Source organism: Bacillus sp. D48C, from assembly GCF_053345735.1.
Genome location: NZ_JBKFAQ010000017.1, coordinates 59862 through 86828 on the forward strand (window position 1 = coordinate 59862; position 26967 = coordinate 86828).

The window sequence follows — 26967 nt, forward strand, 5'->3', positions numbered from 1 at the left end:
CCCCTCCTTATGTAATAGAACGAATACGCGGATCAACAATGCGATGAATAATATCTGTAATGAAAATACAAGCAATTAATAACGCACTATAGAAAATCGTTGTTCCCATAATCACCGGATAGTCTCGGTTAAAAATACTATCTACAAAATATTTTCCTAGGCCAGGAATTGAAAAGATTTTTTCAATAACAAAAGTCCCTGTTAAGAGTCCAGCCATTAACGGTCCAACAAATGTAAGTACTGGAACAATCGCATTTCGAAGAGCGTGTCTTATAATAATCTTCTTAATTGGTATACCTTTTGCTCTTGCTAGCTTAATATAATCACTCTGCAGTACTTCGATCATATTAGAACGCACAAACCTTGTAATAACTGCGATTGGCCCTAACGCTAATGCAAAGGATGGCAATACCGTATGTTCGAATGTTCCCCAAGAGGCTACTGGTAAAAACTCAAATTGGATAGCGAATACTTGTATAAATAGTGGTGCTAAAATAAAACTTGGAATAGAAATACCTAAAATTGCGAGCAAACTCACACTATAGTCAATTACTCTCCCATGATATAGAGCAGCAAATGTCCCTGCCGCAATTCCTACTAACAATGAAATAACAAGTGCTTGTAGACCAATAATTGCTGATGGACCAAAGCCAGTTGTTATAATTTCTGATACACCTTGCCCGGTTGATTGAACCGATTCACCAAAATCAAAATGAACTACACCGTCTAAATAAGCAACATATTGATTCCATAACGGTTCATCAAGGTGATACTTCGCTCTCATGTTTTGGATCACTTCTTCAGGAAAGATTTTTGCATCTGATGAAAATGGATCTCCCGGAATAATATGCATAATTAGAAATGTCACTGTCGTAATAACCCATAGTGTGAACACCATAACCGATAATTTTTTAATTACATACACTTCAATAACCCCCTAAACACATGAATTTACTTTGTTTTATGAATGTACTTTTTCCATTACTCCCTTTTCTCTTTTTAGAATACAAAAAGCCTTGATCTTAAAAAATAAGATCAAGGCTTAACAAACAAAGGCCCATCACTTATCTTTCAAGACTTGCTTGCTGGAATTAGCACGGTGTTCCTATTACAGAACCCGCTGCTGAGGTGTCATAGGGCCAGTCCCTCTACCTCTCTGGATAAGTAAATTGCTATATTATTATTTGGTTCAAATTGTATATTTCGAATTATAATTCTGAAAAATTGAAAAGTCAATCAAATTGGATAAATTTAGAAAAATCAGTTTTTAATTCGTTTATCGAAATTACAGTTTTCGGCTTATCATAAAAAGAAATGATGTTAAAGGAGTTATAAGATGGACCCCTTACTTCTTGCTACTATAGGATTACCCTTAACAATCGTTATACTTGTCATCATCGGCTCCTATAAACTCTTTATTAAAAAGAAACGTATTACTTCTTTTTATACTCCTTTCGATAATATTACCGGGCAAACTATTTCCGAATTTCACGAAGAACAGAAAATATTAGTATCTGAGGATGAAGACAGAGATGGCAAGAAGAAAAAATAACCTTGCACAGGCAAGGTTATTTTTTCGTTTCTGCTTGAAAACGTTTATAGTATGTCGATGCTGTTGCAAAGTTAATTTCTATATCACGAATCAACGATGAATCTTCTTCTTTAGCTAACTTCTGTAATTTTTTCATCGCTTGTTCTGATTCATTCAAGAAACCAACATATACCTCATGTTCTTGCTCTTTCGACTTCGGAACACGAATTTCTTTACGTATATGATCAATATCTTCTAACATGCTCGTCGTTACCTTTTGCACGTCTTCTTTATATGTTGCATTCGTTATTTCCTTACCGCCCTTTTCTTTTGCCACTTCAAATAACTGCAGTGCTTTATTAATTTCTTTATTCATTTTTATATCGTATTTTTCATGTACTGCAAGGTATTCTTTCATCTCTTCTGTTTGTTCAGTAGATTGCTCTACCTTTTCTTTCGGTTCTTTCGTATCTTTATTTCCATTACATCCTGCTAGAAGGATCATACTTCCCATTACAGCAATACCCAAAACCTTCTTCATCTCTTCTTCTCCTTTTATCTACAGCTATTACTCATTATAGTTTCTTTTATCTCCACTTGTTATTATACCGAGAACGCCCTACTTTTTACACTTAAGACGACATCGTAATATATATACCAACATGTTTGTCACAGTATCGTCACTTTATACAAATAACTTTTGCAATGCTTTACTACATCACCTTACAAAACTGTAAGCACACATAAAGAACAAACCATGCTAGACTTACATATGCATAACGCAAACATATGTAAGGTTTTAAGGAGAATCATCTATGTACAACACAATGCCTTTTATGGGAGAAGATATTCGTGTCCTTATTCGCGAAAAATCACTTCATATCGAAAATACAGAGAGCCTTCGCCGCGTATTAAAGAAGAAGCATGCTCCATTTAAGTTAGCTCAATATTTAAAACAACAACATACAAATCAATTTCATACCGTGCTAAATATATCGGATAAATCATTAACAATCGAAATCATCGGTCATGTCTACATTGGAAACTTTGCAGATACCTTAAAGGAAATCCCACGTATACCGAAGATTGCTCCTATTATCGTTAAAAAAGCGTATAAAATTACTGACCATACCGATATTATCGACTGTGGGGAAAAAGAAGTCGATAGTAATCGCTGGGTGTGGGATAAACTTGCTGTTTTATATGATACGATCATGAATAATATGTATGAGGTATTTCAAAGAAATGAAAAAAAGAACTGATTCAAACATTCCCTTTGAATCAGTTCTTTTTTGTTAAGCCTCTAAATTTTGTCTTTGTTGCAGTTCAAACTGCTTCTCACTTCTTCTGGCCATAAATAGATAACATAATACTGCCCCTACTTCACAAAGCGCAATAACAACACCCATCGGTAACGCTGTATTACTCCCACCAATACCTACTAGCGGAGCGACAAGCGCTCCTGAAATGAACTGTAATAAGCCTAATAAAGCTGACGCTGTTCCTGCAGCTTGCTTCTGATTTCTCATCGCTAATGAGAACCCAGTTGTTGATACAACCCCGACACTTGATACAACAAGGAATAACGAACATAAAACACCGATTAAACCTATTCCTAGTACGATTGTCAGTAGTAAAGATAGGCCACCAACAGCTGCGATAATAATACCAGCAACAAATAATGTCTTCTCATTCACTTTCCCCGCTAAACGACCCGTTACCTGACTAGCAATAATAATACCGATGCCGTTAATCGCAAAGAATAAACTAAATTGCTGTGGTGATGCTCCGTATATGTTCTGCAACACAAATGGTGAGCCCGAAATGTATGCAAACATTGCCGCTGTTACTAATCCTTGTGACAATGCATATCCCATAAACAGACGGTCCTTTAACAATTTTCCGTACGTCGCCAAAGTCCCTGACAAACCACCCGTTTCTCTTTCTTCAGGAGGTAATGTTTCACGCAATACAAAAGTAGCTGAGATTAACATGCATACGCTAATTGCTCCAAGAACGATGAAAACACCGCGCCACGTTGTAAACTGTAATAATTGCCCCCCAATAATCGGTGCCAAAATAGGTGCTGCTCCGTTTACTAACATAAGCAGTGAGAAAAACTTCGTCATTTCAGAACCTGAGTACATATCACGTACCATCGCACGTGATATAACAATCCCGGCTGATCCTGAAGCTCCTTGTAGGAAGCGCAATAACACTAATGTCCAAATAGATGGCGCAACAGCACAAAGTAAAGAAGAAGCAACATAAATAATAAGAGCAATAATAAGTGGTTTGCGTCTTCCGTAAATATCACTAATTGAGCCAACAAATAATTGTCCTACTGACAGCCCAAGCAGACAAGCTGTTAATGTAAGCTGCGCTAGGGATGCACCTGTTTGCAAGTCATCCGTTAACTTCGGTAATGAAGGCAAATACATATCAATAGATAATGGCCCAATCGCCGTAAGTGTTCCTAATACAAGAATCATCCATAACCTGTTTGCCTTTACAGGTTTATATATTTCGTGATTAACTTCATTCACTTTTTCAATTCACCCTTTCCTATACACACTGAATCGTAACAATTATAGTTACATCATAAACATACGTCAAGTACAGCGCATTTTCCTCTTTCATAATGTAAAAAAAGCGATAGAAATTCTATCGCTTTACTTTTTCACATTGCTATTCGTAAATTTAGATACTGAGGCCATCGTCTCTCCTGTATCTAAATATGTAATTTGAATTGGGTCTCCTACTTCTGTAAACATAGCATACGGGAATTTCTTCACCGGTATCATAAATACCTTTTGTTCATTCTCTAAAAGTACGTACACGATTGTATTTTCACCTGATTTCTCTTTATATACACGTTGTACAATACCTTCTTTTTGCGCTTCTTTTCCTGTTGAGGTTGGTCTAAAGGTATCACCATTACCACTCATTACGTTTTTATAATTCTCAAGCGCTTCTTTCTGCGAAGAACCTGTCGCAAATATTTTTGCATTAGCAGCATATACAACTGTATGTGCACGTACTAGGCCTCCATCATCAACAACCGGAATAATCCAAGCTGGTTTACCGTATACGTTATAAATGACAGGCATTGTCCCATGCCATTTCTCTCTCTTAAAGGAATTATCCACTACTTCTGTAGCTGCTGAACCATCCATAATCCCCTTCACTTCTTTTCCATTATAGTAATATAGCTTGCCTGTGCGTGCATCTACTAATGAATAGCCTAGGGCTGAATCTACTCCTTCTTTTGGAGAAGTAAAGTCTGTAAAATAATATAGTGTTCCATCTTTACCAAAGATCGGGGTCACGCCTTCTTTCGTTCCCCACTCAGTCGGAATCTTCATATCAGTTTGCGAGAATTTCGTATTCCAAAATCCGTGAATATATTTACCAAAGTACGTATTTAACGTAGATGCAGTCTCATGATTTAATACACCATCAACAAATTTAGGTGCCTTTCCTTTATCATACCTTTTCACTTCACCTGTTTGTGCGTCTACTACGACAACACCCTCTACCTCAAATCCAGATCTTCCTGAAATAAATTCACCATACGTCATTGTATAATATGGTTTCCCTTTATCATCAACCTCAAATTTAGGTTTTCCTTTAAAGATTAAATCTGGTTCTGCTTGCCTTACCACACGCTCTAAATTATTACCAAAAAACATGCTTGGCACATATTTCATTTTATAACCGAGGTGCAGTTTCGCTTCCGCATCAGGATTTGTACCTGACATCGTTACATACCCTGGAATTGTCTCAGCTTTACGCGCTTTAAAAAATCCTGAAACTTCAATCGGCGCTACATATAAAGCTTCGCCGTTTACCATTTGTGGCGTTAATTCTCCTAGCTCAAAATAAGCTACTTTCGGAATATCACCAAATACTTTTTTCATCTTATTCTCCGCTGTCTTTGGCGGCACTGTAAACGGCTGGTCATTTTCAGTAAATGGCTCTGAAATATCTTTCTCTACCTTAACAACAGAATCATATTTCTTTTGCGAGATTACTATATCGTGCAAATAACCAAAGTAACCGTAACTTGCGAGTAAAATAAACATTAGAAGTCCTTTTAACGTACCTTCTAATTTACCTATTTGATCTTGTGAAAATAAAACAAGCCCAATTAAAATTGCTACTGCAACAGAATAATGAGTAAGAATCGAATCTACTCGATCATCAATTAGCCAAAAGTATTCATAGATTGCAATACCTATCCAAAATAAAACAGGAATAACTAAAATAGATGATTTCTTACCCTTTACAACCTTCTTATCTCCCTTCTTATCCACTGCTCGAAGCTTACTACTACTTCTTGTCCATGGAATCAAAAACAAAGTAAGAATAGCTAAAACTACAAATTTCATCAAAGGCACTGTCCCCTTTTCTTTTGTATTCCCTTTTAGTATAACAAATAAAGGGTATTAAGGTGAAAATAGGAATAGTTATATTTTTTTACTACTTAATACAATCCCGCTTACTACATATAGAATAGATGCAATATAAAAAATTGTACCAATCGTAAAGAAATCTACTAAATATCCCGTGGCAATAACCGCTACTGCTCCGCCAATGGATGTCCATACATGGTATTTTCCAATCTCATAACCAGCCTTTTCCTGCGCAACCTTTCGTGCTAACGAAGTCTTCTCAGTATTACGCTGCACAGCACCTAAAACTCCCATTACAATTTGAAGAAGATACACATGCCATACTTCCGTGGCAATCGGAAAACAAAGCATTAAGATTGCCATGGACCAAGCGTATATTATTAATAATTTTTTATCACCTACTTGATCAGATACCTTTCCCACTAGTGGATATACAAGTGCTGATGTTAAAGCAAATAAGCCATACGCCCAGCCAAATTGCGAGAAGCTATTTCCAACGTTTCGAAGCAATAATATATAAAAAGGAAATACCATACTTCCTGCCATCATGATGATACTTTGCGAAGCTACAAATCTTCTATATGTCATTTCGTATACTCCCTATAAAATAAATTCACAAATCTCTCTTCTGAATCTACTTCCTTCTTTTTCTTGAGAAATTCTTCAATACGAGGATATGCCTTCTTTAACTGCTCTTTCGTTGGATAAGAATAATACGGCAAATAGTAACTACCGTTATGCTTTAAAGTAACATCAATCATCTTCCGAATGACATCCTCTGTTTTCTTTATCTCACTATCTGAGCGTCCCTGGTTAATTAAAAGAACCAGCGCAAACATATCATCTTTCGCATAGGACAAAACTGCATTTTCATTCTTTTCCACGTAACGAATCGTAATGTTGAGCAAATTAAACTCTTCTTCATTTAATACGTTACGTAAATCATCTATATACTCCGTGAAAGCATCTATAGGCACAAAGTATTCTTGTAACACTTCGGTCCTATTTGGATTTTCATATTCCATAAAAGCACTATCTGATCTCATAACATTATTACGCGTCTCATACTTTCCATCTGTACGTTCAAAATAACCTCTTTGTATATTCCAAAATGTATTCTTTCCCCAATCACTATAACGTGATAACCCAAGTAAAAATTTCGGTGCAGCTATAATATTTTCTTCCTTTAATTCACTGTACTCTTCTCTCATATTTTGATTTTGTGCCAAAGTATAATCTGTCACATACATCTCTTTTAAAAATGAATTTGGAGCAACAGAAATACGTGCTAAGTGCATACGAACATTCTCATCTCTTTTCACTTTCTCTTTGAAATAAGATGCGTATTCTTTATAATCTATCATTCTCGTGTGCATTTCATATAATTCATCATCTGTTAACTTCAGCGTCACATCTAAAATAACTCCAAATAAACCGTAACCACCAATGACATATGGAAATAACGCTGCATTTTCTTCTCTACTTACATTACGTACCGTGCCATCTGCCATTAACAATCTAAATGACTCTATTGTATCAATCAGTGCCTCATGACGAATATCACGCCCGTGTACATTTACACTTAATGAACCACCAACAGTAAAAATATTTTGAGACTGCATGACCTGTACCGCAAGGCCATATGGATTTATTTTCTTCTGAATATCATTCCACGTGACACCACTTTGAACTGTAATCCGCTTCTTCTCTGGATCAAATTCTAATATTTTATTATATCCTTTCATATCGAGCATCGTACCATTCGGATAATATGTCTGTCCTCCTTGGCTATGTTGCATACCTGCAATGGAAATTTTCTCTCCTGAAACTTTTGCATCTCGCACTAATTTTATTAACGAGTGCTCTTCCGTAGCACTTTCAACTCGTTTTATTTTTGTCGGAAGCAATTTACCTACATCACTCATAATAGGATGATCAATTTGTTTTTTATACGTATGTACAGACGTTGCAAGCAAAACCGTATATGCCGCAATGACCACTGCTATCTTTCTTTTTTTCAAAGGACACTCTCCTTATTAGCAACAAAAAGAGATACCCGTTCTTTCAGGTACCTCTCTTGACAGTGATTACTTTGCTGCTGGCAATTGTATTGGATCAAATTTATCATACGATGTAAACTTCGCATCCGTAATAATGTGCGCTTTATCCTCACCATTGCTACTCATAACCATATCTATCTTTGCTGATTCATATTTAAAATCTTTTGTAATAATATATTCTCCATCTATTTCTTCTATCTTTGCATTTTGGCCTTGTAGCATTTGTTTCTGCTTTTCATCCATACTAGCTAACATACTCTCTGTCTCTTGCCCTTTTAATGCAAACTTCAGCTTATAATTATCTCCACTTTTCTCCATCTTCACTTTATTTAAAATTTCCGATGGAATCTCTAAATTATCTACCATTCCTTGAGTCGCATTCATTCCGTTAGCATTTAATTGTTCCTCTGGTACAGACATAACTTCACCCGAATTAGGATTTTTCACCTGACCAGCAATTTTTCCACCCACATCATAAACAATAACCTCTGTACCAGAAACATTCATTTCAGAACGAGAGTTTTTTTTCTTCGGCTCTAGTTGCATTTTAGCCTTCATTACATTCATCTCTGTTCCTTCAGCCTTTATTCCCACATCATATGTCATCGTTACATTTTCTTCGTTTTTAAAAGCTTCATTCGCTTTATTGAAAACATCCTTCGCTGTTAATTCCTTTTCTTTCTGCACAGCTTCTTTTTTCGGTTCATCAGTCTTTTTTGTTTCCTCATTACTACACCCTACTCCTAGACCAACTGCAAGTACTAAACTTGAAATTAAAATAAGTTTTTTCATAACGTCCCCTCCTTCCCAAAAATAATATCATCTCTTTTCCTATGAAATCTATATAATTCGTAATATTCTTCTTTAATTTTTTTCCTATATAGCAACATGTTTGAGAAAAAGTTTAAATATGATGTAAATAATAACAACTCATTTCAGGAGGTCATTATGAAAGCAATTATTTGCACAAAGTATGGACCACCTAATGTTCTCCAGATTCAAAATGTAGAAAAGCCTAAACCTAAAAAAAATGAAGTATTAGTTAAAATTCACGCAACAAGTGTATCGACTGGAGATTGTAGAATACGTGGCTTTAATAGCCCCCTCTTATTTTGGATTCCTATGCGGATCATATTAGGTTTCAGAAAACCGAGGAAACCTATACTTGGCGTAGAGTTATCCGGTGAAATCGAAGACATTGGAACAGATGTAACACAATTTAAAAAAGGAGATCCAGTTTTTGCATTAACAGAACTAAACCTTGGTGGTTATGCCGAATACACATGCGTGCATGAAAGTGGATTAATAGCATTAAAACCTACCAATGTGACATATGAAGAAGCTGCCGTTATTCCTTTTGGCGGAACTTCAGCATTGCACTTCCTTAGAAAAGGACAGATAAAAAAAGGGCAACGAGTACTTATATACGGCGCCTCTGGTTCAGTAGGGACAGCTGCCGTACAACTTGCTAAATACTTCGGGGCGACTGTCACAGCTATTTGTAGTAGTTCGAATTTCGATTTAGTTACAGCCTTAGGGGCAGACAACGTAATTGATTATATGAAAGAAGATTTTACTAAGCAGGGCGAGCACTACGATATTATATTTGATGCAGTTGGAAAATATAAAAAGTCTCTTTGTACAGATGCATTAATGCCTAATGGAAAATATGTATCTGTGAATGGAATGATGGCAAAGGTCAGTAAAGAAGATATGAACCTACTAAAACAACTAGCTGAAACAGAAAAGCTAAAACCTGTTATTGATAGAACTTACCGATTAGAAGAAGTTGTAGAAGCCCATACGTATGTAGAAATGGGCCATAAGAAAGGAAATGTTTCGATTACCTTAAAATAAAATATATTCTGAAAATATCATTGACAATTCTTTTTGTACGATTTACTATTAGTACCATATTCAAAACTACATACACATACTCTTATCAAGAGTGGCGGAGGGACTGGCCCGATGATGCCCGGCAACCGAGCTTATAACATATAAGCTAAGGTGCTAATTCCTGCAAAACGAGTTTTCGTTTTGGAAGATAAGAGAGGAATCTATTTCGTCTATTCGGCACCTCTCTTATTTTTGGGAGGTGCTTTTTATTTTGGAACGTATATGAAGGGGGATTTATAGATTGAAAAAGGTATTATTAAGCATTGTAAGCGGAGCAGTATTATTATTAGGCGCCTGTAGCGTGAGTTCAGATAAAGAGGTAAAAGCATTAGACGAGAAAAAGATTACTGTCGGTGTAACAGGTGGACCACATGAACAAATTTTTGAAAAGGTAAAAGAAGTTGCAGCAAAAGATGGTCTCGAAATTGATATAAAAGTATTTAATGATTATGTAGCGCCAAACGTATCTTTAGATGAAAAAAGCCTTGATGTAAATAGCTACCAAACGAAATCGTATTTAGATGTATTTAAAGCTGAACGCAATATGAAATTAGCTGAAGTATTTTCAACAGTAACATTCCCTATGGGCGTATATTCTAAAGATATAAAAGATGTAAAAGACTTAAAAGAGGGCGATGCAATTGCTGTACCAAATGACCCAACGAATGAACTTCGAGCTTTAAAATTATTTGAAAAAGCAGGGGTTTTAAAAGTTGATCCAAAGGCTACAGAAAAAGCGACTGCAAAAGATGTAATTGAAAATCCAAAAAAATTAAAGATTGTCGAATTAGAGGCATCTCAATTACCAACGCAACTAAGTGAAGTGAAAGCAGCTGCAATTAACACAAACTTTGCATTAGGTGCAAAATTAAGTCCAGCGAAAGATTCTATTTTCCGCGAAGGAAAAGATTCACCATATGTGAACTGGGTCGTTGTTCGTACTGAAAATAAAGATGATGCCGTTGTAAATAAATTAAAGAAAGCTTATCAATCTAAAGAAGTAAAAGAGTTTATCGAGAAAAAATTTGATGGTTCAGTTTTACCATCTTGGTAGGAGCTGACGATAATGATTGAATTAAAAAATATATCCAAAGTATTTACAACAAAAAAAGGGAATGTTGAGGCTCTTAAGTCTACTTCCCTTAAAGTAGAAAAAGGCGAGGTATTTGGAATCATTGGGTATAGTGGCGCTGGTAAAAGTACATTGATTCGATGTGTAAATTTATTAGAAAAACCAACGACAGGAAATATCATTGTAAACGAACAAGACTTAACAACGTTATCGACAAAAGAACTAGCAAAAGCGAGACAAAAAATCGGAATGATCTTTCAAGGATTCAATTTACTTAAAACTGTTAGCATCTATGAAAACATTGCATTACCTTTACGCCTTGCTGGTATTCCAAAAGTGGAAATTAAAAAAAGGGTAGAAAAATATTTACGCATTGTCGATCTTTTCAATCGAAAAGATGCTTATCCAAGTGAACTTTCTGGCGGTCAAAAACAGCGCGTTGCAATTGCACGTGCACTATCACATGAGCCTGAAGTGTTATTAAGTGACGAAGCAACGAGTGCTTTAGATCCAGAAACAACTGATTCTATTCTTGATTTGTTATTAAAGATTAACGAAGAAATTGGAATTACGATTTTACTCATTACACACGAAATGAATGTTATCCAACGTATATGCGACCGCGTTGCCGTTATGGAACATGGATCTGTAGTCGAAAGCGGGACTGTGAAAGATATTTTCACAAACCCACAACATGTAACAACGAAGAAATTTGTAAATAGCGCATTTGCAGCGAAAATTCCAGAAGAGGTACAGAAAGAACTACAAAGTACTGGAGAAATTGTAACACTTTCTTTTATAGGAAGTTCTTCAGGGGAACCAGCACTAGCTGTCGCCACAAAACGTTTCCAAGTATATCCAAATATTTTATCTGGTAATATTACACAGTTAAAACATGAGGCATATGGGAAACTTGTCGTTCATATGCAAGGTGAAAAAAATGAAGTAAACCGTGCTTTAGCATTCTTACAAGAGAAAGGTATCATCGTAGAGGGAGGGAAAACAGACTATGGAAAACAAGTCCTTTTTGGATGAATGGAGTAAAGTCATATGGGAAGCCACAATCCAAACCTTTCAAATGACATCTATTTCATTACTCATCTCGATCCTTATTGCACTGCCACTTAGTGTAACACTTGTTTTAACAAGACCTGGTGGACAGCACGAAAATAAAATCATTTATCCTATTCTTAATACAATTATTAATATAATTCGCTCTCTTCCATTTATCATTCTATTATTCTTCATCTTACCTTTTACAAAGTTTCTAATGGGAACATCCATTGGCGTGCAAGGTGTGATCGTACCGCTTGTCGTCTTCACAGCTCCTTATATCGCACGTTTAATGGAGACAGCCTTACTAGAAGTAGATCGCGGTGTTATTGAGGCCTATCAAGCAATGGGTATCTCTACTATTAAAATCATTTGGCACGTCATGGTGAAAGAAGCTCGTCCCTCCCTTGTACTTGGATTAACAATTGCAACAATTGGCTTAATTGGCGCAACAGCAATGGCTGGACTCGTAGGTGCTGGAGGGCTAGGGGACTTGGCATACCGCTTCGGACATTTACGCTATGAACCTGAAGTAATGTATGCAACAGTCTTTATTTTAATTATCCTCGTTCAAGGATTACAGTCTTTAGGGAATGGTGTTGCACGAAGATTGAAGAAAGATTAAAAAAAGAAGGCATCTCACCAGGGTGAGATGCCTTCTTTTTTTATCTTTTAAATCCACCTTCTGAATGAATAACTTGCCCAGTAATCCACTCAGCTTCTTCACTTACTAAAAATTTAATGAGTCTAGCTGCATCCTTTGGCTCACCAATTCTGCCAAAAGGAAACATCGGCTTTAACCCTTGTGTTATCTCTTCAGTCATCCATCCTGTATCGGTTGGTCCTGGATTAATTGCATTCACTGTTATTCCTAAATGAGCTACCTCTGCTGACAATGTACTAGTAAGAGCATCAATAGCTCCCTTCGTTGTCGCATAAGCTAGTTCTCCTGCCATAGGACCTTGAAATTGCCCCGAAGTAATATTAACAATTCTACCACCAGATTTCTTATCAAATCTCCGGGCAAATTGACTACTTAACAATGTAGTCGCACGGATATTTACCATGTAATGCTTATCTAGTTCTTCAGCAGTCAACGTAGAGAAATCATTATTCGTAGAATATGCTGCATTATTAATTAATATATGAGGGTACCCTAATTGTTCAGTAACTTTATTTATAAGCTCTTTCGGTGCATCATTCCGAGTTAAATCTAACTCCATGCTCGATACTCTAACACCGTTTTGCAATAGCTCTTCTTTTAATTGTATTTGTTCATTTTTATCGACGCCCCAAGGCATCTCTTTATCGTAAGCTGTCCAATACGTAAAAAACATATTGTATCCTGCTTCAGCTAATTCTTTACAAATCGCTGCCCCAATACCATCTAGACGACTTACCCCTGTAACAACTGCTACTTTATTTTTTAATTGATTCATCATATACTCCTCCAAGTTTAAAGGGCGCATACTTTATATAAGAGATATAAAATTTCCCACAAAAAAAGACAGATACATAAAATAGGCATCTATCCTTACAAAAGGGATGTACAAGCCAAATATGCAGTCCTTGGATGATTTACAGATAGCTAAATAAACCCTCACTTATGAGAGAAAAATTCATCTATCTAATTTCTAATCATTACAAGTTCATCCACATATTAAGTCTTTGTCCCCTTTACATATATCTCTATTCTTAGTTTACCAAAACAGATAAAATGTTACAAAAAATAAAACAATTACTCACAACCTATCCTTGTTCACATTCTCTTCATTGTGAATCTTTTCACATTGAATATATAATAAACTTGTAAATACAATATTGGAGGGATTTCAATGATTATCAATTTTTTAAGAACTGATAAACGTGCTACTTTCATATTATTACTTTTACGTCTTTACATAGGATATACATGGCTCGCTGCTGGGATAGGCAAAGTCTTCGGACAATCTTTTGACGCAAGTGGTTTTCTAAAGGGTGCTATTGCTCAAGCATCAGGTGACCACCCTGCAGTACAAAGTTGGTGGGCAGATTTTCTTCAACATTTTGTCCTTCCAAACGCAGACCTATTTAGCTTTTTAGTTCAATGGGGAGAAATTTTAGTAGGTCTAGGTTTAATTTTAGGCGGATTAACAAAAACAGCTGCATTTTTCGGAATCATAATGAATCTTTCATTTTTATTAAGTGGAACTGTTAGTGTAAACCCAAACCTGCTTATTTTGACTATATTCATTTTAGTTGCAGGGCAGAACGCTGGACGTATTGGATTAGATGGCTATATTTCCCCTAAACTTTTCCATAAAAACAACCACGGAACATATAAATTAAGTAAAACTGCGTAGTAACAGTTTACTTTTAAAATATAAATAAGAAAAAGAGCCTGAGTATAGGCTCTTTTTCTTATTTATCCTAATTTAAACTTTTAACGAGCCACGAAAACCTCTGGCAGCATAGTAAGAGTCTGCTCCATTGTGGTACACGAAAACATGTCCGAAGCGATAATCGCAAAATAGAGCACCACCGAGTTCTCGAATATCTGAAGGTGTTTGTACCCAGCTTGATGATTTCATGTCGAAATCCCCAAGTTTTTGCAATTCCCGATATTGTTCTTCAGTTAATAGTTCAATGCCCATAGCATTTGCAACATCAATAACGTTATTTTCTGGTTTATGTTTTTTTCTTGATTCTAACGCTTCAAGATCATAACAAAGACTCCTGCGGCCTTTAGGACTCTCCTTTGAACAATCATAGAAAGTATACTCGTCCTTTTCTTCATCATAACCAACAACATCCGGCTCACCGCCAGTTACTTCCATTTCATTAAGTGACCACAATTTTTCATTATTAGTAGTCAGCTTCGCTTCAACTTTAGCCCATTCAAGACCTTCATGGCGGTTCATGTTTTTCTCAAAACGAGCTTTCAATACTTTCAATAACTCTTCACGTTTTTCTACTAGTAAGTCATTTTTATTTCCTGTCATATTAATCCTCCCTGATATGTGTACGGATAGTAGTTTAAGTATATATTTTATAATAAATCATCTCAATATGAAGAGCGTTTCAACCTTATGTCTTTTACAAACATCCATTATAAAGTCCTAAAACCCTCTACACTCTCTCCAAGAATATAGTGTGAAAACCACATCAAATTCTGCTTCATAATAGCTACATTCATTCCCGGCTGATTAGGACTATATGCCATTCCTTTAAATATAATTAATTCTGTATCAACTTCCATATCCTTTAATCCTTGATATAGATCATATGCATTTGTAATTGGAATTCTTGCATCCTTTTCCCCATGTTGAATTAAGGTAGGCGTACAAGCTGATTTAATATACGTCATAGGTGATGTCTTCGTATATATCTCTCGATCATTCCATGGGGTATTTCCTAAATACATTCTAATAAAATAAGGGATATCTGTATTTACATAATGAGTACTCCAGTTCGTGATTCCGCCTCCAACTGAAATAGCTTTAAACCTGCTACTAAATGTAGAACAGAAAGCTGATATATATCCTCCGTTACTCCATCCCATAACTCCTACTTTATCATTATCTACAATCCCTTGATCAACTAGTTTATCCACCCCTGATATAACATCATCATAGTCAGCGATTCCCTGTTTTCTATAGTTTGCTTTTAAAAATTCATTACCATAACCAGAACTTCCTCTGTAGTTTGGCTCTAAAACGATAAAGCCTTTTTCGATAAACTGTTCAATCGGATATTTCTCATTGAAGCAGTCTGAAAATATCGGAAAGGATGCCCAAGCCGGACCGCCGTGAATTACTACTAATAAAGGAGATTTTTTATTTACGTCAAACTCTACTGGCGTTGATAAAACACCTTCTATTTCAAGACCATCACTACTTTTCCATGAGATGATTTCCCTGTTACTTTTAAGTTTCCCTTTGAAAAAGTTATTTTCATCCGTTATTTTTTTATCGTCTAAATAGATTTCAAAGGTTTCATTTGTTATAGCCTTATTATAGGATATATGTTTTCCATCCTTTGTTATAGAAGCATCCATTATAAAGCCATCTACTTTTTCGCTTAATGCTTCTACAGTACCATCTTCAGCTAGTAATCCAATACGATAATTCGTTTTATCCTGCCATCTAATTAAAATTCCTTTAGCTGTCCACTGTAATGGCATAACAGTACTATCAAAATCTGTTACAGGTTGAATTACCTCTCCTGTATTTATATCATATACCTCTAACGTACTGTCTTGTATATGGTTTCTATAGTAATCCTTCTCTCTTATGCTTGCTGTGTAACATATTTTACTGCCTTCAGGAGAAAAGCAGACGCTACCGCCCAACAACTTATCCACATTCAGCTTTTGTAGCTCTCCAGCTTTAGTATGGAGTATGTATAAATCTCCATTTATATAATCCGCCATATTTGAGCTTGGTGTCGCCATAAACACAATCTTCTTCCCATCATTTGAAATATCAAATTCATGGATATGAAAATCCTTACCATCAGTTAATTGATAAACAACTCTTTTCTCGTGTTCATATGTATCACTTTGTATCACCTTTTCTATTTCAATGTAATATAAACAATTATTCTGGTGTTCCTTACCTATATGTTGAAACTCTCCATATAGATCCCTACGCTTCTTTATCTCCACACATTTTTTTGACTGCGTAACATAATAAAGACCCTTGCCAGTAGGACCCCATTTGAATGTACTGACTCCTTCTTTCTCATCAGTAATTTGAACCCCTTCATAACCATCTAGTGACTTAACAAAGATCTGATTTTTCCCATTACCAACGGGGCTAAGATATGCTATATCCCTAGAATTTGGAGACCATAATGGGCATGTACTTTCTATATCTCCATTTATCAATAAACAACTCTGTCCCTTTTCTTTTCCATATATCCATACATGATTCCTATATGTATTGTCTTTCCAGTTAGCCGTCTTCTTAACAAACGCTACGTTTTTACCATCATCACTTATGTTTGTACTTGATAAGGTTGGTAATGAAATAATCTCTTCTATACTTAGATATGTTTTTTTATTCACTTTCATCAATATCCCCCCTTGAAATGTCCATAAATCTCTCGTCTCTTTTTGTCGTAATAAAGGAGATTTTTCACAGATACTTAAAATGATAACGGAAAATTCAGATAAATAAAAGTAAAACATTAATCTATAGGGTTCTATCCACTTACCAATTCTAGATGTTCTTTTTCGGCACAAAAACACCCCTTTAGATAAAATATCTAAAGGGGTGCAAATTTGTAAATTTATTTTAAAGCTATAACTATATTTATTAACCTACCAATCTCCTACTCAACAGTAACAGATTTAGCTAAGTTACGTGGCTTATCAACGTCACACTCGCGGTGAAGTGCTGCGTAGTATGAGATAAGTTGTAATGGAATAACTGCTACTAGCGGTGCTAGTGCTTCATGGACAGCTGGTAATACGAAGCTGTCACCTTCCATTTCTAAGCCTTTCATTGAGATGATACATGGGTTAGCACCGCGTGCTACTACTTCTTTCACGTTACCACGAATTCCAAGGTTTACGTGCTCTTGTGTAGCAAGTGCGATAACTGGTGTACCATTTTCGATTAAAGCGATTGTACCGTGTTTTAACTCTCCTCCAGCGAATCCTTCTGCTTGGATGTAAGAGATTTCTTTTAGTTTTAACGCACCTTCTAATCCTACGTAGAAGTCTACGCTACGTCCGATGAAGAAACAGTTACGCGTTGTTGCTAAAAATTGTTTTGCTAATGCGTCCATTTCTTCTTTTTGATCACAAAGTTCTATCATTGCATTTGCTACAAGTCCTAGTTCGTGTGTTAAATCGAAATCAAGAACTTCACCTTTTGCTTTAGCAATATCAGCTGCTAAAATTGAAAGTACTGCAAGCTGTGCTGTGTAAGCTTTCGTTGATGCAACTGCAATTTCTGGTCCAGCGTATAATGGAAGTGTATAATCAGCTTCACGAGAAAGAGTAGAACCAGGCACGTTTGTAATTGTTAATGCTTTATGACCCATTTCATTTGTTTGTACAAGTACTGCACGGCTATCAGCTGTTTCACCACTTTGTGAAATGTAAATGAAGAATGGTCTTTCTGTTAATAATGGCATGTTGTAAGAGAATTCACTTGCTACATGTACTTCAACTGGCATTTTTGCAAACTTCTCGATAAATTGTTTTCCAACAAGACCTGCATGATAACTCGTTCCACATGCAATGATGTAAATACGATCGCTATCTAAAATCGCATTGCGGATGTCTTGATTTAATTCAATTTCGCCATTTTCACCTTGATACTTTTGAATTATATTACGGATTACAAGTGGTTGCTCATCGATTTCTTTAAGCATGAAGTGAGGATATGTTCCCTTTTCAATATCACTTGCGTCTAATTCCGCTGTAAAAGGTGCACGTTCAATCGTTTCACCTTGTAAGTTTTTAATTGTAATACTTTCTTTCGTTACGATTACGATTTCTTTATCCATTAACTCAATAAATTGATCTGTAACTTGTAACATCGCCATAGCGTCGCTTGCCACAACATTAAAGTTGTCACCAACACCTACTAATAGCGGGCTTTTGTTTTTAGCAACATAAATCATGTTTGGATTTTCAGCATCAAGTAATCCGATTGCATAAGAGCCATGTAAAAGAGATAGCGTATTACGGAACGCTTCTTCTACACTTAATCCTGTGCTCACTTGTTGTTCCATAAGCTGTACGATAATCTCTGTATCTGTTTCACTTACGAACGTTACATCTTGTAAATATTCCTTTTTCACTAATTCATAGTTTTCAATTACACCGTTATGAACTAGTGTAAAGCGTTTTGATGTACTTTGATGCGGATGCGCGTTTACTTTACTTGGAACACCGTGTGTAGCCCAGCGTGTATGTCCGATACCTACGCTTGCTGCTACGTTCTCATCTACGATTTCACGAAGTTTTGCGATACGGCCTTTTTCTTTGTATACAACAACACCGTTCTCTGCTTGTACTGCAATACCTGCTGAATCATATCCACGATATTCTAGCTTTTCTAAACCTTTTAATAAAATTTCCTTTGCATCTTGCTCTCCAATAAATCCTACGATTCCACACATGTTTAGTCGCCGTTACAAATGCTTACACTGCTCTGCGAACATGTAACGACATAGTCCGATACCATTTTTATTTATACTAAAAAACGGATTACATATTGCTAGCCCTGTAAGCTTGTAACGGCTTTCACCTTCCTCTCGATTGGGTTTAAGTCCGTATATACTTATACAGCTAGTTTTCATCCGTTCCTCTTCTCTCATCACACTTTCACCTTTGTCCACTAAGTCACCTTAATGATTTAAGTAAAAGTTTGCGGTTGTGATGAACAACCGGGAGTCATCCGCCGAAATCTCGATAAACCCCACCTCGTCAACTACACTATTTGTAGTTCTGGCGCTTTTATAATTTATAATATTTCCTTTGAGAAAAAGAACAAGACCATCTTATAACAAACATGGATAAACCGTCAATGAAATTTTTTTCATCGTCTATAAAACATATGAAAAAGGAGCACTTATTGTGCTCCTTTTTCATATAAATTCAGCTAATTATTCAGCGCCAACTTCAGCTTTCACAACTTCTACAATGCGATGTACAAATGCATCACAAACTTCTTGTGTTGGTGCTTCTGCCATTACACGAATAAGTGGCTCTGTTCCAGATGGACGAACAAGAATACGGCCATCACCGTTCATTTCTTCCTCTACAACACGAATAATTTCTTTAATTTTTTCATTTTCTAATGCTAATTTTTTATCTGTTACACGAACGTTTACTAGCAATTGTGGGAATTTCGTCATTTCTCCTGCAAGCTCAGATAATGGTTTTTTCGTCATTTTCATGATGTTTACAAGTTGAAGTGCACTTAACATTCCGTCACCAGTTGTAATGTAATCAAGTAAGATAATATGGCCTGATTGTTCTCCACCTAAGTTGTAACCACCGCGTTTCATCTCTTCCATTACGTAGCGGTCACCAACTGCTGTTTTATCGCTTGTAATATTGTTTGCTTCAAGTGCTTTGTAGAAACCTAAATTACTCATAACAGTTGAAACAACTGTATTATGTTTTAATTGACCAGTTTCTTTCATGTATTTCGCACAAATAAACATAATTTGATCACCGTCAACGATGTTTCCTTTTTCGTCTACAGCAATTAAACGGTCGCCATCGCCATCAAAAGCAAGTCCGATGTCAGCACCTTTTTCTTTTACTAATTCAGCCAATACTTCTGGATGTGTAGATCCTACACCTTCGTTAATATTCATACCGTTCGGTGAAGTCCCCATTGTTGAAATATCAGCTTCTAAATCTGCAAATAAGTATGGAGCTAAAGAAGATGTGGCACCATGTGCACAATCTAAAGCGATATGTAGGCCAGAGAAGTCTTCTTCAACAGTTTGTTTAATGTATTGTAAATATTTTTGTCCACCTTCAAAGTAATCGCTCACTTGTCCAAGGTTAGTACCTGTTGGACGTGGTAGTTCATCAACTTCTTTGTCTAATAAAGCTTCAATTTCAGCTTCTTGCTCATCTGTTAATTTAAAGCCGTCTGAACCAAAGAATTTAATACCGTTATCTTGTACTGGATTATGAGATGCAGAAATCATAACACCCGCTTGTGCGTCTAGTGCTTTTGTTAAATAAGCAACACCCGGTGTAGAAATAACGCCAAGGCGCATTACTTCTGCTCCAGTTGATAATAGACCTGCTACTAAAGCTCCTTCTAACATATGGCCAGATACACGTGTATCACGACCGATAATTACTTTTGGACGATCTGTATCTTTTGTTAATACATAACCACCAAAACGCCCAATTTTGAAAGCTAATTCAGGTGTTAACTCCTTATTTGCAACTCCGCGTACTCCATCTGTACCAAAATATTTACCCATTATGATTCGCTCCTTTTTCTTGCTCTTTTTGATTATGGTTATCTACTGTTGGTTCTTGACTAGTTTCTTTATCTTTATCTTGATTTTGGTTTTGATTATTTTCCTGTTCCTTTTCCTTTTCTGGATCGGGTTCAGGATTTTTTGGCTTCTCATTTTGATTTTCTTGATTGGTGTTTGAATCCGGTTGTTGACCGTTACCCTGTACTTCTTTATCTGGTTTTTCTTTCTTTACAATAGTAACTTTAGCACTTTTTTGTTTTGGCTCTATTGAAATATTACCAGGACCACTCACTTGAATAGAAATATCTTTCGTCCCTGAAGATACATTTTGCAGATTAATTACCGCTGTTATTTGAGCAGCTGTTATTTTATCTACTATACTTGCTTCTCCTGAAATATCAACACTTATCTTTTCATCTTGCGGCGAAATTAGCTGAGCCGTAACATCTTTAGAAAGTCCATTTTTTTGGATTGGGATACCATCAATCGTTTTTGTTTTCGTTTGTTTTGTTTTTTGTACTCCCACCGAAACCTTCACTTGATTCGGTTTTGCACTTGTTACACCCTTGGGTAATAAAACAGAGGCATCGAATGTTGTAGACTCTGTCAATTGACTAAAATCTACTTCGACCCCCTCTAGCGATTGTATATTATCCAAAATATCTTTTGGACCAGCTATCGTTACTTCTCTCGGCTCGACACTGATATTTGTAACTGCCAACCCTTCTGCTAAACTCCCCTTCTTCGTATACGTTACAGGAACAGTTTTTTCAGTATTATTGGCTGTAGTTTGCGTTGCCACATTCAACGTTACACTAATCTTAGATGGACTTGTTCTTACATTTAAACGTTTTCCTTCTTTATTGTATAATGTAACTTCGGGCGTTTTTGTAACAGTTTTATTAACACCTTTTAAATCAACATACGCTTTGGCAGATGAAATGCTTTCAATTTCTTCTTTCGTCCCAACTACCTCAACAGTATCCGGTTTAAGGCTTGATTTTTCGAGAGTAGCCCCCGCTGGCATCTGATCCTCATTTGATAATTTCAAATCTACATGAACATATTTTCTCGCCTTTTCATGAAGAGTAACTTTAATTGTTGATGGCTGAACTGTTCCTTTCACATCATCTGGAAGCCCGTTCGTTTTTAAAGAAATCTCATAAGTTCCTTTTGGACTATCTCGCAAATCAATTGGTATGTCAAATTGTTTTTTTGCTTTTACTGTAGCAACTGATGCTTTTGGGCCTTCTAACTTCACCTTAACGCCCTCTGCTGGAATACCACTTACAATATATTTCTCCTCATCATACTTAAGGTTAATCGCATAATTAGTTAATGTTTCTTTCGTATCATTTGCAAAAGGTAATATACCTGATGTCGTATTTTTTTCAGTTAACGTCGCTGACATAAAAAGCATACACGCCAATAGTAATGAGATCCCTTTTAAAAACCAATGATTCTCCATTAACTTATCCATGACGCTTTCTCCTCCAATTCCATAAAGACGAAGAAGTCGTTTTTTCGTTCCCACTAAATTCAGCTAATAACATATCCTTCAGCTGTTCTGTCTTCAAATCACGATGCAACTTACCATTTTTCGTTAAAGAAATTTGACCAGTTTCTTCAGACACAACTACTGTAATACTATCAGTAACTTCACTAACTCCCATTGCAGCACGATGTCTAGTTCCTAATTCTTTAGAAATAAACGGACTTTCTGATAATGGAAGATAGCATGCTGCTGCTTTAATTGTACTTCCTTGCATAATTACCGCTCCGTCATGAAGAGGTGTATTTGGAATGAAAATATTAATAAGTAATTCCGATGATACGTTTGCATTCAGCGGAATACCCGTTTCCACATAATCACCCATACCGGTCTCTTTTGACAAAGTAATTAATGCACCAATTCTACGTTTCCCCATATATTCGGTTGCTTTTGCTATCGCTGTTGCAACCATTTCAGGTTCATCATCCTCATACGGTCCACCACGCGAAAATAAACTCCCGCGCCCTAGCTGCTCAAGTGCTCTTCGCAATTCTGGCTGAAAGATAATAATAACGGCTAAAAATCCCCATGTTAATACTTGTTCAGTTAGCCAAGATAACGTATGCAATTCAAGGAAAATACTAATCATCTTAACGACAATGATAACTGTAATCCCTTTTAAAAGTTGAACAGCTTTCGTCCCTCGGATTATGAGAATCAGCTTATATATAATAAACCATACAATGGCAATATCTAATGCCGTACTAAGATATTTCAAAATGGTCGTATCTTCAAAAGGCATGCTATCCCTTCCTCCTACTTACGAGCAATTCTATCCATATATTGAAATATTGTTTTATGCTCTATCTGTATGTATTTCCAACAACTAGTTAATTATACCATACATGAAACAAACGACAATTACAAACAACCCCCTTTAGCTCAAATTGGTAAGATGTCAAACATTTTTATCTTACAGTATAATATAAATCATTATTATACGCCTATTTTCAAATAAAAAAAGCAACTTCTCAGTTGCTTTTCTTACATTTATTTTAGTTTTTCACCGAATAAAGAACCCATTAAAGCAACTGCTGTTGTTGCCGTTCTATTTCTCTCATCTAAAATCGTATTTACCTCAACAAATTCAGCAGATGTGATAATATCAGCTTCCGCTAACATTTCCATCGCCAAGTGGCTTTCACGATAAGATAGACCACCAATTACAGGCGTTCCAACACCTGGTGCATCATGAGGATCAAGACCATCTAAATCTAATGATAAGTGTACACCATCAGTATGAGATAAATATGCGATTGTTTCTTCCATAACAGCCGTCATCCCCATACGATCAATTTCATGCATCGAGAACACTTTAATACCTTCATTGCGAATGAAGTCTTTTTCTCCTTCATCTAATGCACGCGCACCGATAATTACAACATTCTCTTTTTTCACCTTTGGATATGCTCCGTATAAATCTACAAGTGAAGAATGTCCATAACCTAAACTTGCTGCAAGTGACATACCGTGAATATTTCCAGATGGTGAAGTTTCCTCTGTATTTAAATCACCGTGTGCATCATACCAAATAACACCTAAGTTTTTATAATGTTTGGCTACACCAGCTAATGTACCGATAGCAATACTATGGTCACCACCTAATACAAGTGGAAAACGACCTTCTTCTATAATATGATCCACCTTACTTGCTAATTCATTACATACAGTTGCAACTTGTGTAAGGTTTCTTAATTTTGTATTTTCATCTACCTCTTTTTCTCTCTCTATACATATATCTCCCATATCTTTAACGTCATATCCAATTTCTTCAATTCTTTCAATTACCCCTGCATAACGGATCGCGCTCGGTCCCATATCAACTCCACGACGCATCTGTCCTAAATCCATTGGAACTCCAATAACTGAAATTTCTTTTTTCATAGATAGTATCCCCCTTTTATGCCTTCACTAAATATTTTAAATCTTTTATATAGTCTGACTCAACTCGACATTTTTTTGTATGGATATACAATTTATTCACTTATATTCACGTTGAAAATCAAATTTCAAGACTATTCTATGTATAAAGTTAACTTAATGAAACAATCGCAATCACTATTATCAAATAATAATAATAAAACACTCCTACATTTAGAAGTGTTTTTCTGACGCTATTTTCCATACTGCTGCAATATTCTTCGTTGTCATTTCAATATTTTCTTCTGCTACTCTATATGCTTCTTCTAGTGTCATCGGTCTTGTTGTAATACTAAATACCGCATCTATTCCTTTCTCGTAAACAGCTAGATAATCAGATGATACAGACCCTCCAATAGCAATTACAGGCACAGAAAAACGTTTCGCACGCCCCGCAACACCAACAGGAGCCTTCCCATATGCAGTTTGTTCATCTATTCTACCTTCACCAGTTATAATGAGATCTGCATCTTCTATATGTTTATCGAAATTTGTATAATTCAATACAATTTCAACGCCCCTTCGCAAGTCTCCCTTTAACACTGAAATAACAGCCGCTCCCATTCCTCCTGCTGCCCCTGCACCAGGTATTTCAGATACATCAAAAGATACATATCGTTTAAGGATATTCGCGTAATGTTTTAAATTCTCATCTAGCTCTTTCATCATCTCTACATTCGCACCCTTTTGTCTCCCAAATACGAAAGATGCCCCCTGCATTCCGACTAATGGATTATCCACATCACAGGCCGCTTCTATCTTTACTCCCTTTAAGCGTGGGTCCAGTTGTGAAAAATCAATAGCACCAATTGAATGTAATGTGCCTCCAGATGGATCTATTACTTCACCCTTGTCACTTATAAATCTTACTCCTAAAGCTGCTAACATACCTGCCCCACCATCATTTGTAGCACTTCCTCCAAGTCCTAAAATTATGTACCCCACTCCTTGATCTAGCGCATGTAATATAAGTTCTCCTGTTCCTTTTGTCGTTGTAATAAGTGGGTTGCGCTTTTCAACTGGAACGTGCTGTAATCCTGATGCTGCTGCCATTTCAATAAACGCTGTCTTTTTATCTTTAGAAATGCCATAAAAAGCTTGTACACCTTCTCTAAGCGGTCCTGTCACACTAATTGATATAATTCTCCCCCCTGTAGCATCAACAAGTGATTCAACCGTCCCTTCTCCTCCATCTCCAATTGGTATTTTCACATACTCTGCATTAGGAAAAATCGCTCTAAAACCTCTTTCAATAGCTCCACATACTTCTATAGCTTTTAGGCTTTCTTTATATGAATCAGATGCAATAACAACTTTCACAATTATCCCCCCATCCCTTATTTTTACGTTTTCTTCATTTTAAACGATAAATATAAAAGTTGTCTTTTTAAACACAAAAAAGCTTACATCGTATGATGTAAGCTTTTTCTATTTAGATGGAGCCTAGCGGGATCGAACCGCTGACCTCCTGCGTGCAAGGCAGGCGCTCTCCCAGCTGAGCTAAGGCCCCTTAGTAATAAAGCGGAAGACGGGATTCGAACCCGCGACCCCAACCTTGGCAAGGTTGTATTCTACCACTGAACTACTTCCGCGAAAATGGTGAGCCATGAAGGATTCGAACCTTCGACCCTCTGATTAAAAGTCAGATGCTCTACCAACTGAGCTAATGGCTCGTAAATGGCTGGGCTAGCTGGATTCGAACCAGCGCATGACGGAGTCAAAGTCCGTTGCCTTACCGCTTGGCTATAGCCCATTAATATTTACTAGTATGGTTATCTTCTCAAAAAAATAAACCCTTTCAGGTTATTTTAAAGAAAATGGTGGAGGGGGGCAGATTCGAACTGCCGAACCCGAAGGAGCGGATTTACAGTCCGCCGCGTTTAGCCACTTCGCTACCCCTCCGACATTTAAACATATATGGTGGAGGATGACGGGATCGAACCGCCGACCCCCTGCTTGTAAGGCAGGTGCTCTCCCAGCTGAGCTAATCCTCCAAAAGTGGTGACCCGTACGGGATTCGAACCCGTGTTACCGCCGTGAAAGGGCGGTGTCTTAACCACTTGACCAACGGGCCAAAAATTTAAAAACTTTTCCAAGCTTCCAACCGGGCTTGAACCGGTGACCTCTTCCTTACCATGGAAGTACTCTACCAGCTGAGCTATGGAAGCATAATGGCTCCGCAGGTAGGAATCGAACCTACGACCGATCGGTTAACAGCCGATAGCTCTACCGCTGAGCTACTGCGGAACAATACAAGCCTGGCAACGTCCTACTCTCACAGGGACAAGGTCCCAACTACCATCGGCGCTAGAGAGCTTAACTTCCGTGTTCGGTATGGGAACGGGTGTGACCTCTCTGCCATCATTACCAGACTTTTATCATTATACACATTCTTTTCAGAATGTCAAAAGGAATTTTAAATATATATTCCTTCAAAACTAGATAACATTGCTACATATTATATGGTTAAGTCCTCGATCTATTAGTATTCGTCAGCTCCACATGTCACCATGCTTCCA

24 protein-coding genes, 9 tRNA genes, 1 rRNA gene and 2 riboswitches are annotated in these 26967 nt (G+C 36.6%); of the genes, 7 read left to right on the plus strand and 27 right to left on the minus strand.

Annotated features, from left to right (window positions below; all coding sequences use genetic code 11):
- Positions 1-7: 7 nt before the first annotated feature.
- A complete protein-coding gene (locus ACLBXA_RS26995; RefSeq protein ID WP_000289326.1) occupies positions 8-925 on the minus strand; it encodes an ABC transporter permease in 918 nt (305 codons plus the stop codon).
- 136 nt (positions 926-1061) lie between these two features.
- A riboswitch (SAM riboswitch) is annotated at positions 1062-1167 on the minus strand.
- Between the two features lie 169 nt (positions 1168-1336).
- Between ACLBXA_RS26995 and ACLBXA_RS27000 the strand changes: the two genes are divergently transcribed.
- Positions 1337-1552, plus strand: coding sequence for a DUF3951 domain-containing protein (locus ACLBXA_RS27000; RefSeq protein ID WP_000371396.1), 216 nt, complete (start codon positions 1337-1339; stop codon positions 1550-1552).
- Positions 1553-1568: 16 nt separating this feature from the next.
- On the opposite strand, the gene ACLBXA_RS27005 is transcribed toward ACLBXA_RS27000, so the two are convergent.
- The gene (locus ACLBXA_RS27005) at positions 1569-2072 is read right to left on the minus strand and encodes a hypothetical protein (protein WP_000756523.1); all 504 of its coding nucleotides are present in this window, start codon (positions 2070-2072) and stop codon (positions 1569-1571) included.
- A gap of 274 nt (positions 2073-2346) precedes the next feature.
- Here ACLBXA_RS27005 and ACLBXA_RS27010 point away from each other — a divergent pair, with 274 nt between their 5' ends.
- Positions 2347-2793, plus strand: coding sequence for a hypothetical protein (locus ACLBXA_RS27010; RefSeq protein ID WP_000282869.1), 447 nt, complete (start codon positions 2347-2349; stop codon positions 2791-2793).
- 33 nt (positions 2794-2826) lie between these two features.
- On the opposite strand, the gene ACLBXA_RS27015 is transcribed toward ACLBXA_RS27010, so the two are convergent.
- The 5 genes from ACLBXA_RS27015 to ACLBXA_RS27035 all read right to left on the minus strand — a co-directional run bounded on the left by ACLBXA_RS27015 (position 2827) and on the right by ACLBXA_RS27035 (position 8798).
- Positions 2827-4086: a multidrug effflux MFS transporter gene (locus ACLBXA_RS27015; protein WP_223837316.1), complete on the minus strand. Its 1260-nt coding sequence runs from the start codon at positions 4084-4086 to the stop codon at positions 2827-2829.
- Between the two features lie 117 nt (positions 4087-4203).
- Entirely contained in the window at positions 4204-5922 is a 1719-nt protein-coding gene (locus ACLBXA_RS27020) for a DUF3981 domain-containing protein (RefSeq protein WP_000674043.1), read from the minus strand.
- A 78-nt stretch (positions 5923-6000) separates the two neighbouring features.
- Complete coding sequence (locus tag ACLBXA_RS27025; RefSeq protein ID WP_000222368.1) at positions 6001-6534, minus strand: MFS transporter; 534 nt, start codon at positions 6532-6534, stop codon at positions 6001-6003.
- Positions 6531-7967, minus strand: a complete 1437-nt coding sequence (locus ACLBXA_RS27030) for an FAD-binding oxidoreductase (protein ID WP_000746278.1) — start codon at positions 7965-7967, stop codon at positions 6531-6533. The genes ACLBXA_RS27025 and ACLBXA_RS27030 overlap by 4 nt, the downstream gene beginning before the upstream one ends.
- A gap of 66 nt (positions 7968-8033) precedes the next feature.
- On the minus strand, positions 8034-8798 hold the full coding sequence (locus tag ACLBXA_RS27035; protein WP_000733609.1) for a DUF6612 family protein: 765 nt from the start codon (positions 8796-8798) through the stop codon (positions 8034-8036).
- A gap of 156 nt (positions 8799-8954) precedes the next feature.
- On the opposite strand from ACLBXA_RS27035, the gene ACLBXA_RS27040 reads away from it, so the two are divergent.
- From ACLBXA_RS27040 to ACLBXA_RS27055, 4 genes are all read left to right on the plus strand, one after another.
- Complete coding sequence (locus ACLBXA_RS27040) at positions 8955-9863, plus strand: NAD(P)-dependent alcohol dehydrogenase (RefSeq protein WP_000643848.1); 909 nt, start codon at positions 8955-8957, stop codon at positions 9861-9863.
- A 79-nt stretch (positions 9864-9942) separates the two neighbouring features.
- Positions 9943-10057, plus strand: a riboswitch (SAM riboswitch).
- Positions 10058-10143: 86 nt separating this feature from the next.
- A complete protein-coding gene (locus ACLBXA_RS27045; RefSeq protein ID WP_000756992.1) occupies positions 10144-10956 on the plus strand; it encodes a MetQ/NlpA family ABC transporter substrate-binding protein in 813 nt (270 codons plus the stop codon).
- 12 nt (positions 10957-10968) lie between these two features.
- Positions 10969-12009, plus strand: coding sequence for a methionine ABC transporter ATP-binding protein (locus ACLBXA_RS27050; protein ID WP_000571310.1), 1041 nt, complete (start codon positions 10969-10971; stop codon positions 12007-12009).
- Positions 11984-12652, plus strand: a complete 669-nt coding sequence (locus ACLBXA_RS27055; protein WP_000428878.1) for a methionine ABC transporter permease — start codon at positions 11984-11986, stop codon at positions 12650-12652. Before ACLBXA_RS27050 ends, ACLBXA_RS27055 begins: the two co-directional genes overlap by 26 nt.
- 40 nt (positions 12653-12692) lie before the next feature.
- On the opposite strand, the gene ACLBXA_RS27060 is transcribed toward ACLBXA_RS27055, so the two are convergent.
- Positions 12693-13469 carry an SDR family oxidoreductase gene (locus tag ACLBXA_RS27060; protein WP_012614722.1) on the minus strand — a complete coding sequence of 259 codons (777 nt, stop codon included), beginning with the start codon at positions 13467-13469 and terminating at the stop codon, positions 12693-12695.
- A 393-nt stretch (positions 13470-13862) separates the two neighbouring features.
- On the opposite strand from ACLBXA_RS27060, the gene ACLBXA_RS27065 reads away from it, so the two are divergent.
- Complete coding sequence (locus ACLBXA_RS27065; protein ID WP_000586149.1) at positions 13863-14369, plus strand: DoxX family membrane protein; 507 nt, start codon at positions 13863-13865, stop codon at positions 14367-14369.
- A 72-nt stretch (positions 14370-14441) separates the two neighbouring features.
- Here the strand turns inward: ACLBXA_RS27065 and ACLBXA_RS27070 are convergent, their stop codons facing one another.
- The 19 genes from ACLBXA_RS27070 to rrf form a co-directional block, all read right to left on the minus strand.
- Positions 14442-15008, minus strand: a complete 567-nt coding sequence (locus ACLBXA_RS27070; protein ID WP_000147385.1) for a DUF4256 domain-containing protein — start codon at positions 15006-15008, stop codon at positions 14442-14444.
- Between the two features lie 107 nt (positions 15009-15115).
- Positions 15116-17080 (minus strand): prolyl oligopeptidase family serine peptidase, encoded by a 1965-nt coding sequence (locus ACLBXA_RS27075; protein WP_447617602.1) that lies wholly within the window; start codon positions 17078-17080, stop codon positions 15116-15118.
- 260 nt (positions 17081-17340) lie between these two features.
- The gene (gene glmS, locus ACLBXA_RS27080; protein ID WP_447617603.1) at positions 17341-19143 is read right to left on the minus strand and encodes a glutamine--fructose-6-phosphate transaminase (isomerizing); all 1803 of its coding nucleotides are present in this window, start codon (positions 19141-19143) and stop codon (positions 17341-17343) included.
- A gap of 12 nt (positions 19144-19155) precedes the next feature.
- A complete protein-coding gene (locus ACLBXA_RS27085; protein WP_001206405.1) occupies positions 19156-19341 on the minus strand; it encodes a hypothetical protein in 186 nt (61 codons plus the stop codon).
- Positions 19342-19629: 288 nt separating this feature from the next.
- Complete coding sequence (gene glmM / locus ACLBXA_RS27090; RefSeq protein WP_000521478.1) at positions 19630-20976, minus strand: phosphoglucosamine mutase; 1347 nt, start codon at positions 20974-20976, stop codon at positions 19630-19632.
- Positions 20969-22456: a CdaR family protein gene (locus ACLBXA_RS27095; RefSeq protein ID WP_000359604.1), complete on the minus strand. Its 1488-nt coding sequence runs from the start codon at positions 22454-22456 to the stop codon at positions 20969-20971. The genes glmM and ACLBXA_RS27095 overlap by 8 nt, the downstream gene beginning before the upstream one ends.
- Entirely contained in the window at positions 22449-23270 is an 822-nt protein-coding gene (gene cdaA, locus ACLBXA_RS27100; RefSeq protein ID WP_001115693.1) for a diadenylate cyclase CdaA, read from the minus strand. The genes ACLBXA_RS27095 and cdaA overlap by 8 nt, the downstream gene beginning before the upstream one ends.
- Before the next feature lie 248 nt (positions 23271-23518).
- Positions 23519-24412, minus strand: a complete 894-nt coding sequence (gene rocF / locus ACLBXA_RS27105) for an arginase (protein WP_000711565.1) — start codon at positions 24410-24412, stop codon at positions 23519-23521.
- Between the two features lie 210 nt (positions 24413-24622).
- Entirely contained in the window at positions 24623-25768 is a 1146-nt protein-coding gene (locus tag ACLBXA_RS27110; protein ID WP_081144016.1) for a glycerate kinase, read from the minus strand.
- Positions 25769-25885: 117 nt separating this feature from the next.
- Positions 25886-25958: transfer RNA gene (locus tag ACLBXA_RS27115), tRNA-Ala, on the minus strand.
- Positions 25959-25968: 10 nt separating this feature from the next.
- Positions 25969-26040 (minus strand) — tRNA-Gly (locus ACLBXA_RS27120).
- Positions 26041-26045: 5 nt separating this feature from the next.
- Positions 26046-26121: transfer RNA gene (locus tag ACLBXA_RS27125), tRNA-Lys, on the minus strand.
- A gap of 5 nt (positions 26122-26126) precedes the next feature.
- A tRNA-Gln gene (locus ACLBXA_RS27130) sits at positions 26127-26201 on the minus strand.
- A 65-nt stretch (positions 26202-26266) separates the two neighbouring features.
- Positions 26267-26350 (minus strand) — tRNA-Tyr (locus ACLBXA_RS27135).
- Positions 26351-26366: 16 nt separating this feature from the next.
- Positions 26367-26442: transfer RNA gene (locus tag ACLBXA_RS27140), tRNA-Val, on the minus strand.
- Between the two features lie 5 nt (positions 26443-26447).
- Positions 26448-26522 (minus strand) — tRNA-Glu (locus ACLBXA_RS27145).
- Between the two features lie 21 nt (positions 26523-26543).
- Positions 26544-26616 (minus strand) — tRNA-Thr (locus ACLBXA_RS27150).
- A gap of 4 nt (positions 26617-26620) precedes the next feature.
- A tRNA-Asn gene (locus tag ACLBXA_RS27155) sits at positions 26621-26695 on the minus strand.
- A gap of 9 nt (positions 26696-26704) precedes the next feature.
- Positions 26705-26820: ribosomal RNA gene (gene rrf, locus ACLBXA_RS27160) — 5S ribosomal RNA — on the minus strand.
- Positions 26821-26967: the final 147 nt, after the last annotated feature.

Coding starts and splice junctions, on each gene's coding strand:
- ACLBXA_RS27000 (WP_000371396.1), top strand. CDS start 1,337: ATGGACCCCTTACTTCTTGCTACTATAGGATTACCCTTAACAATCGTT.
- ACLBXA_RS27005 (WP_000756523.1), bottom strand. CDS start 2,072: ATGAAGAAGGTTTTGGGTATTGCTGTAATGGGAAGTATGATCCTTCTA.
- ACLBXA_RS27010 (WP_000282869.1), top strand. CDS start 2,347: ATGTACAACACAATGCCTTTTATGGGAGAAGATATTCGTGTCCTTATT.
- ACLBXA_RS27020 (WP_000674043.1), bottom strand. CDS start 5,922: ATGAAATTTGTAGTTTTAGCTATTCTTACTTTGTTTTTGATTCCATGG.
- ACLBXA_RS27025 (WP_000222368.1), bottom strand. CDS start 6,534: ATGACATATAGAAGATTTGTAGCTTCGCAAAGTATCATCATGATGGCA.
- ACLBXA_RS27035 (WP_000733609.1), bottom strand. CDS start 8,798: ATGAAAAAACTTATTTTAATTTCAAGTTTAGTACTTGCAGTTGGTCTA.
- ACLBXA_RS27040 (WP_000643848.1), top strand. CDS start 8,955: ATGAAAGCAATTATTTGCACAAAGTATGGACCACCTAATGTTCTCCAG.
- ACLBXA_RS27050 (WP_000571310.1), top strand. CDS start 10,969: ATGATTGAATTAAAAAATATATCCAAAGTATTTACAACAAAAAAAGGG.
- ACLBXA_RS27055 (WP_000428878.1), top strand. CDS start 11,984: ATGGAAAACAAGTCCTTTTTGGATGAATGGAGTAAAGTCATATGGGAA.
- ACLBXA_RS27060 (WP_012614722.1), bottom strand. CDS start 13,469: ATGATGAATCAATTAAAAAATAAAGTAGCAGTTGTTACAGGGGTAAGT.
- ACLBXA_RS27065 (WP_000586149.1), top strand. CDS start 13,863: ATGATTATCAATTTTTTAAGAACTGATAAACGTGCTACTTTCATATTA.
- ACLBXA_RS27070 (WP_000147385.1), bottom strand. CDS start 15,008: ATGACAGGAAATAAAAATGACTTACTAGTAGAAAAACGTGAAGAGTTA.
- ACLBXA_RS27075 (WP_447617602.1), bottom strand. CDS start 17,080: ATGAAAGTGAATAAAAAAACATATCTAAGTATAGAAGAGATTATTTCA.
- glmS (WP_447617603.1), bottom strand. CDS start 19,143: ATGTGTGGAATCGTAGGATTTATTGGAGAGCAAGATGCAAAGGAAATT.
- ACLBXA_RS27085 (WP_001206405.1), bottom strand. CDS start 19,341: ATGAGAGAAGAGGAACGGATGAAAACTAGCTGTATAAGTATATACGGA.
- glmM (WP_000521478.1), bottom strand. CDS start 20,976: ATGGGTAAATATTTTGGTACAGATGGAGTACGCGGAGTTGCAAATAAG.
- ACLBXA_RS27095 (WP_000359604.1), bottom strand. CDS start 22,456: ATGGATAAGTTAATGGAGAATCATTGGTTTTTAAAAGGGATCTCATTA.
- cdaA (WP_001115693.1), bottom strand. CDS start 23,270: ATGCCTTTTGAAGATACGACCATTTTGAAATATCTTAGTACGGCATTA.
- rocF (WP_000711565.1), bottom strand. CDS start 24,412: ATGAAAAAAGAAATTTCAGTTATTGGAGTTCCAATGGATTTAGGACAG.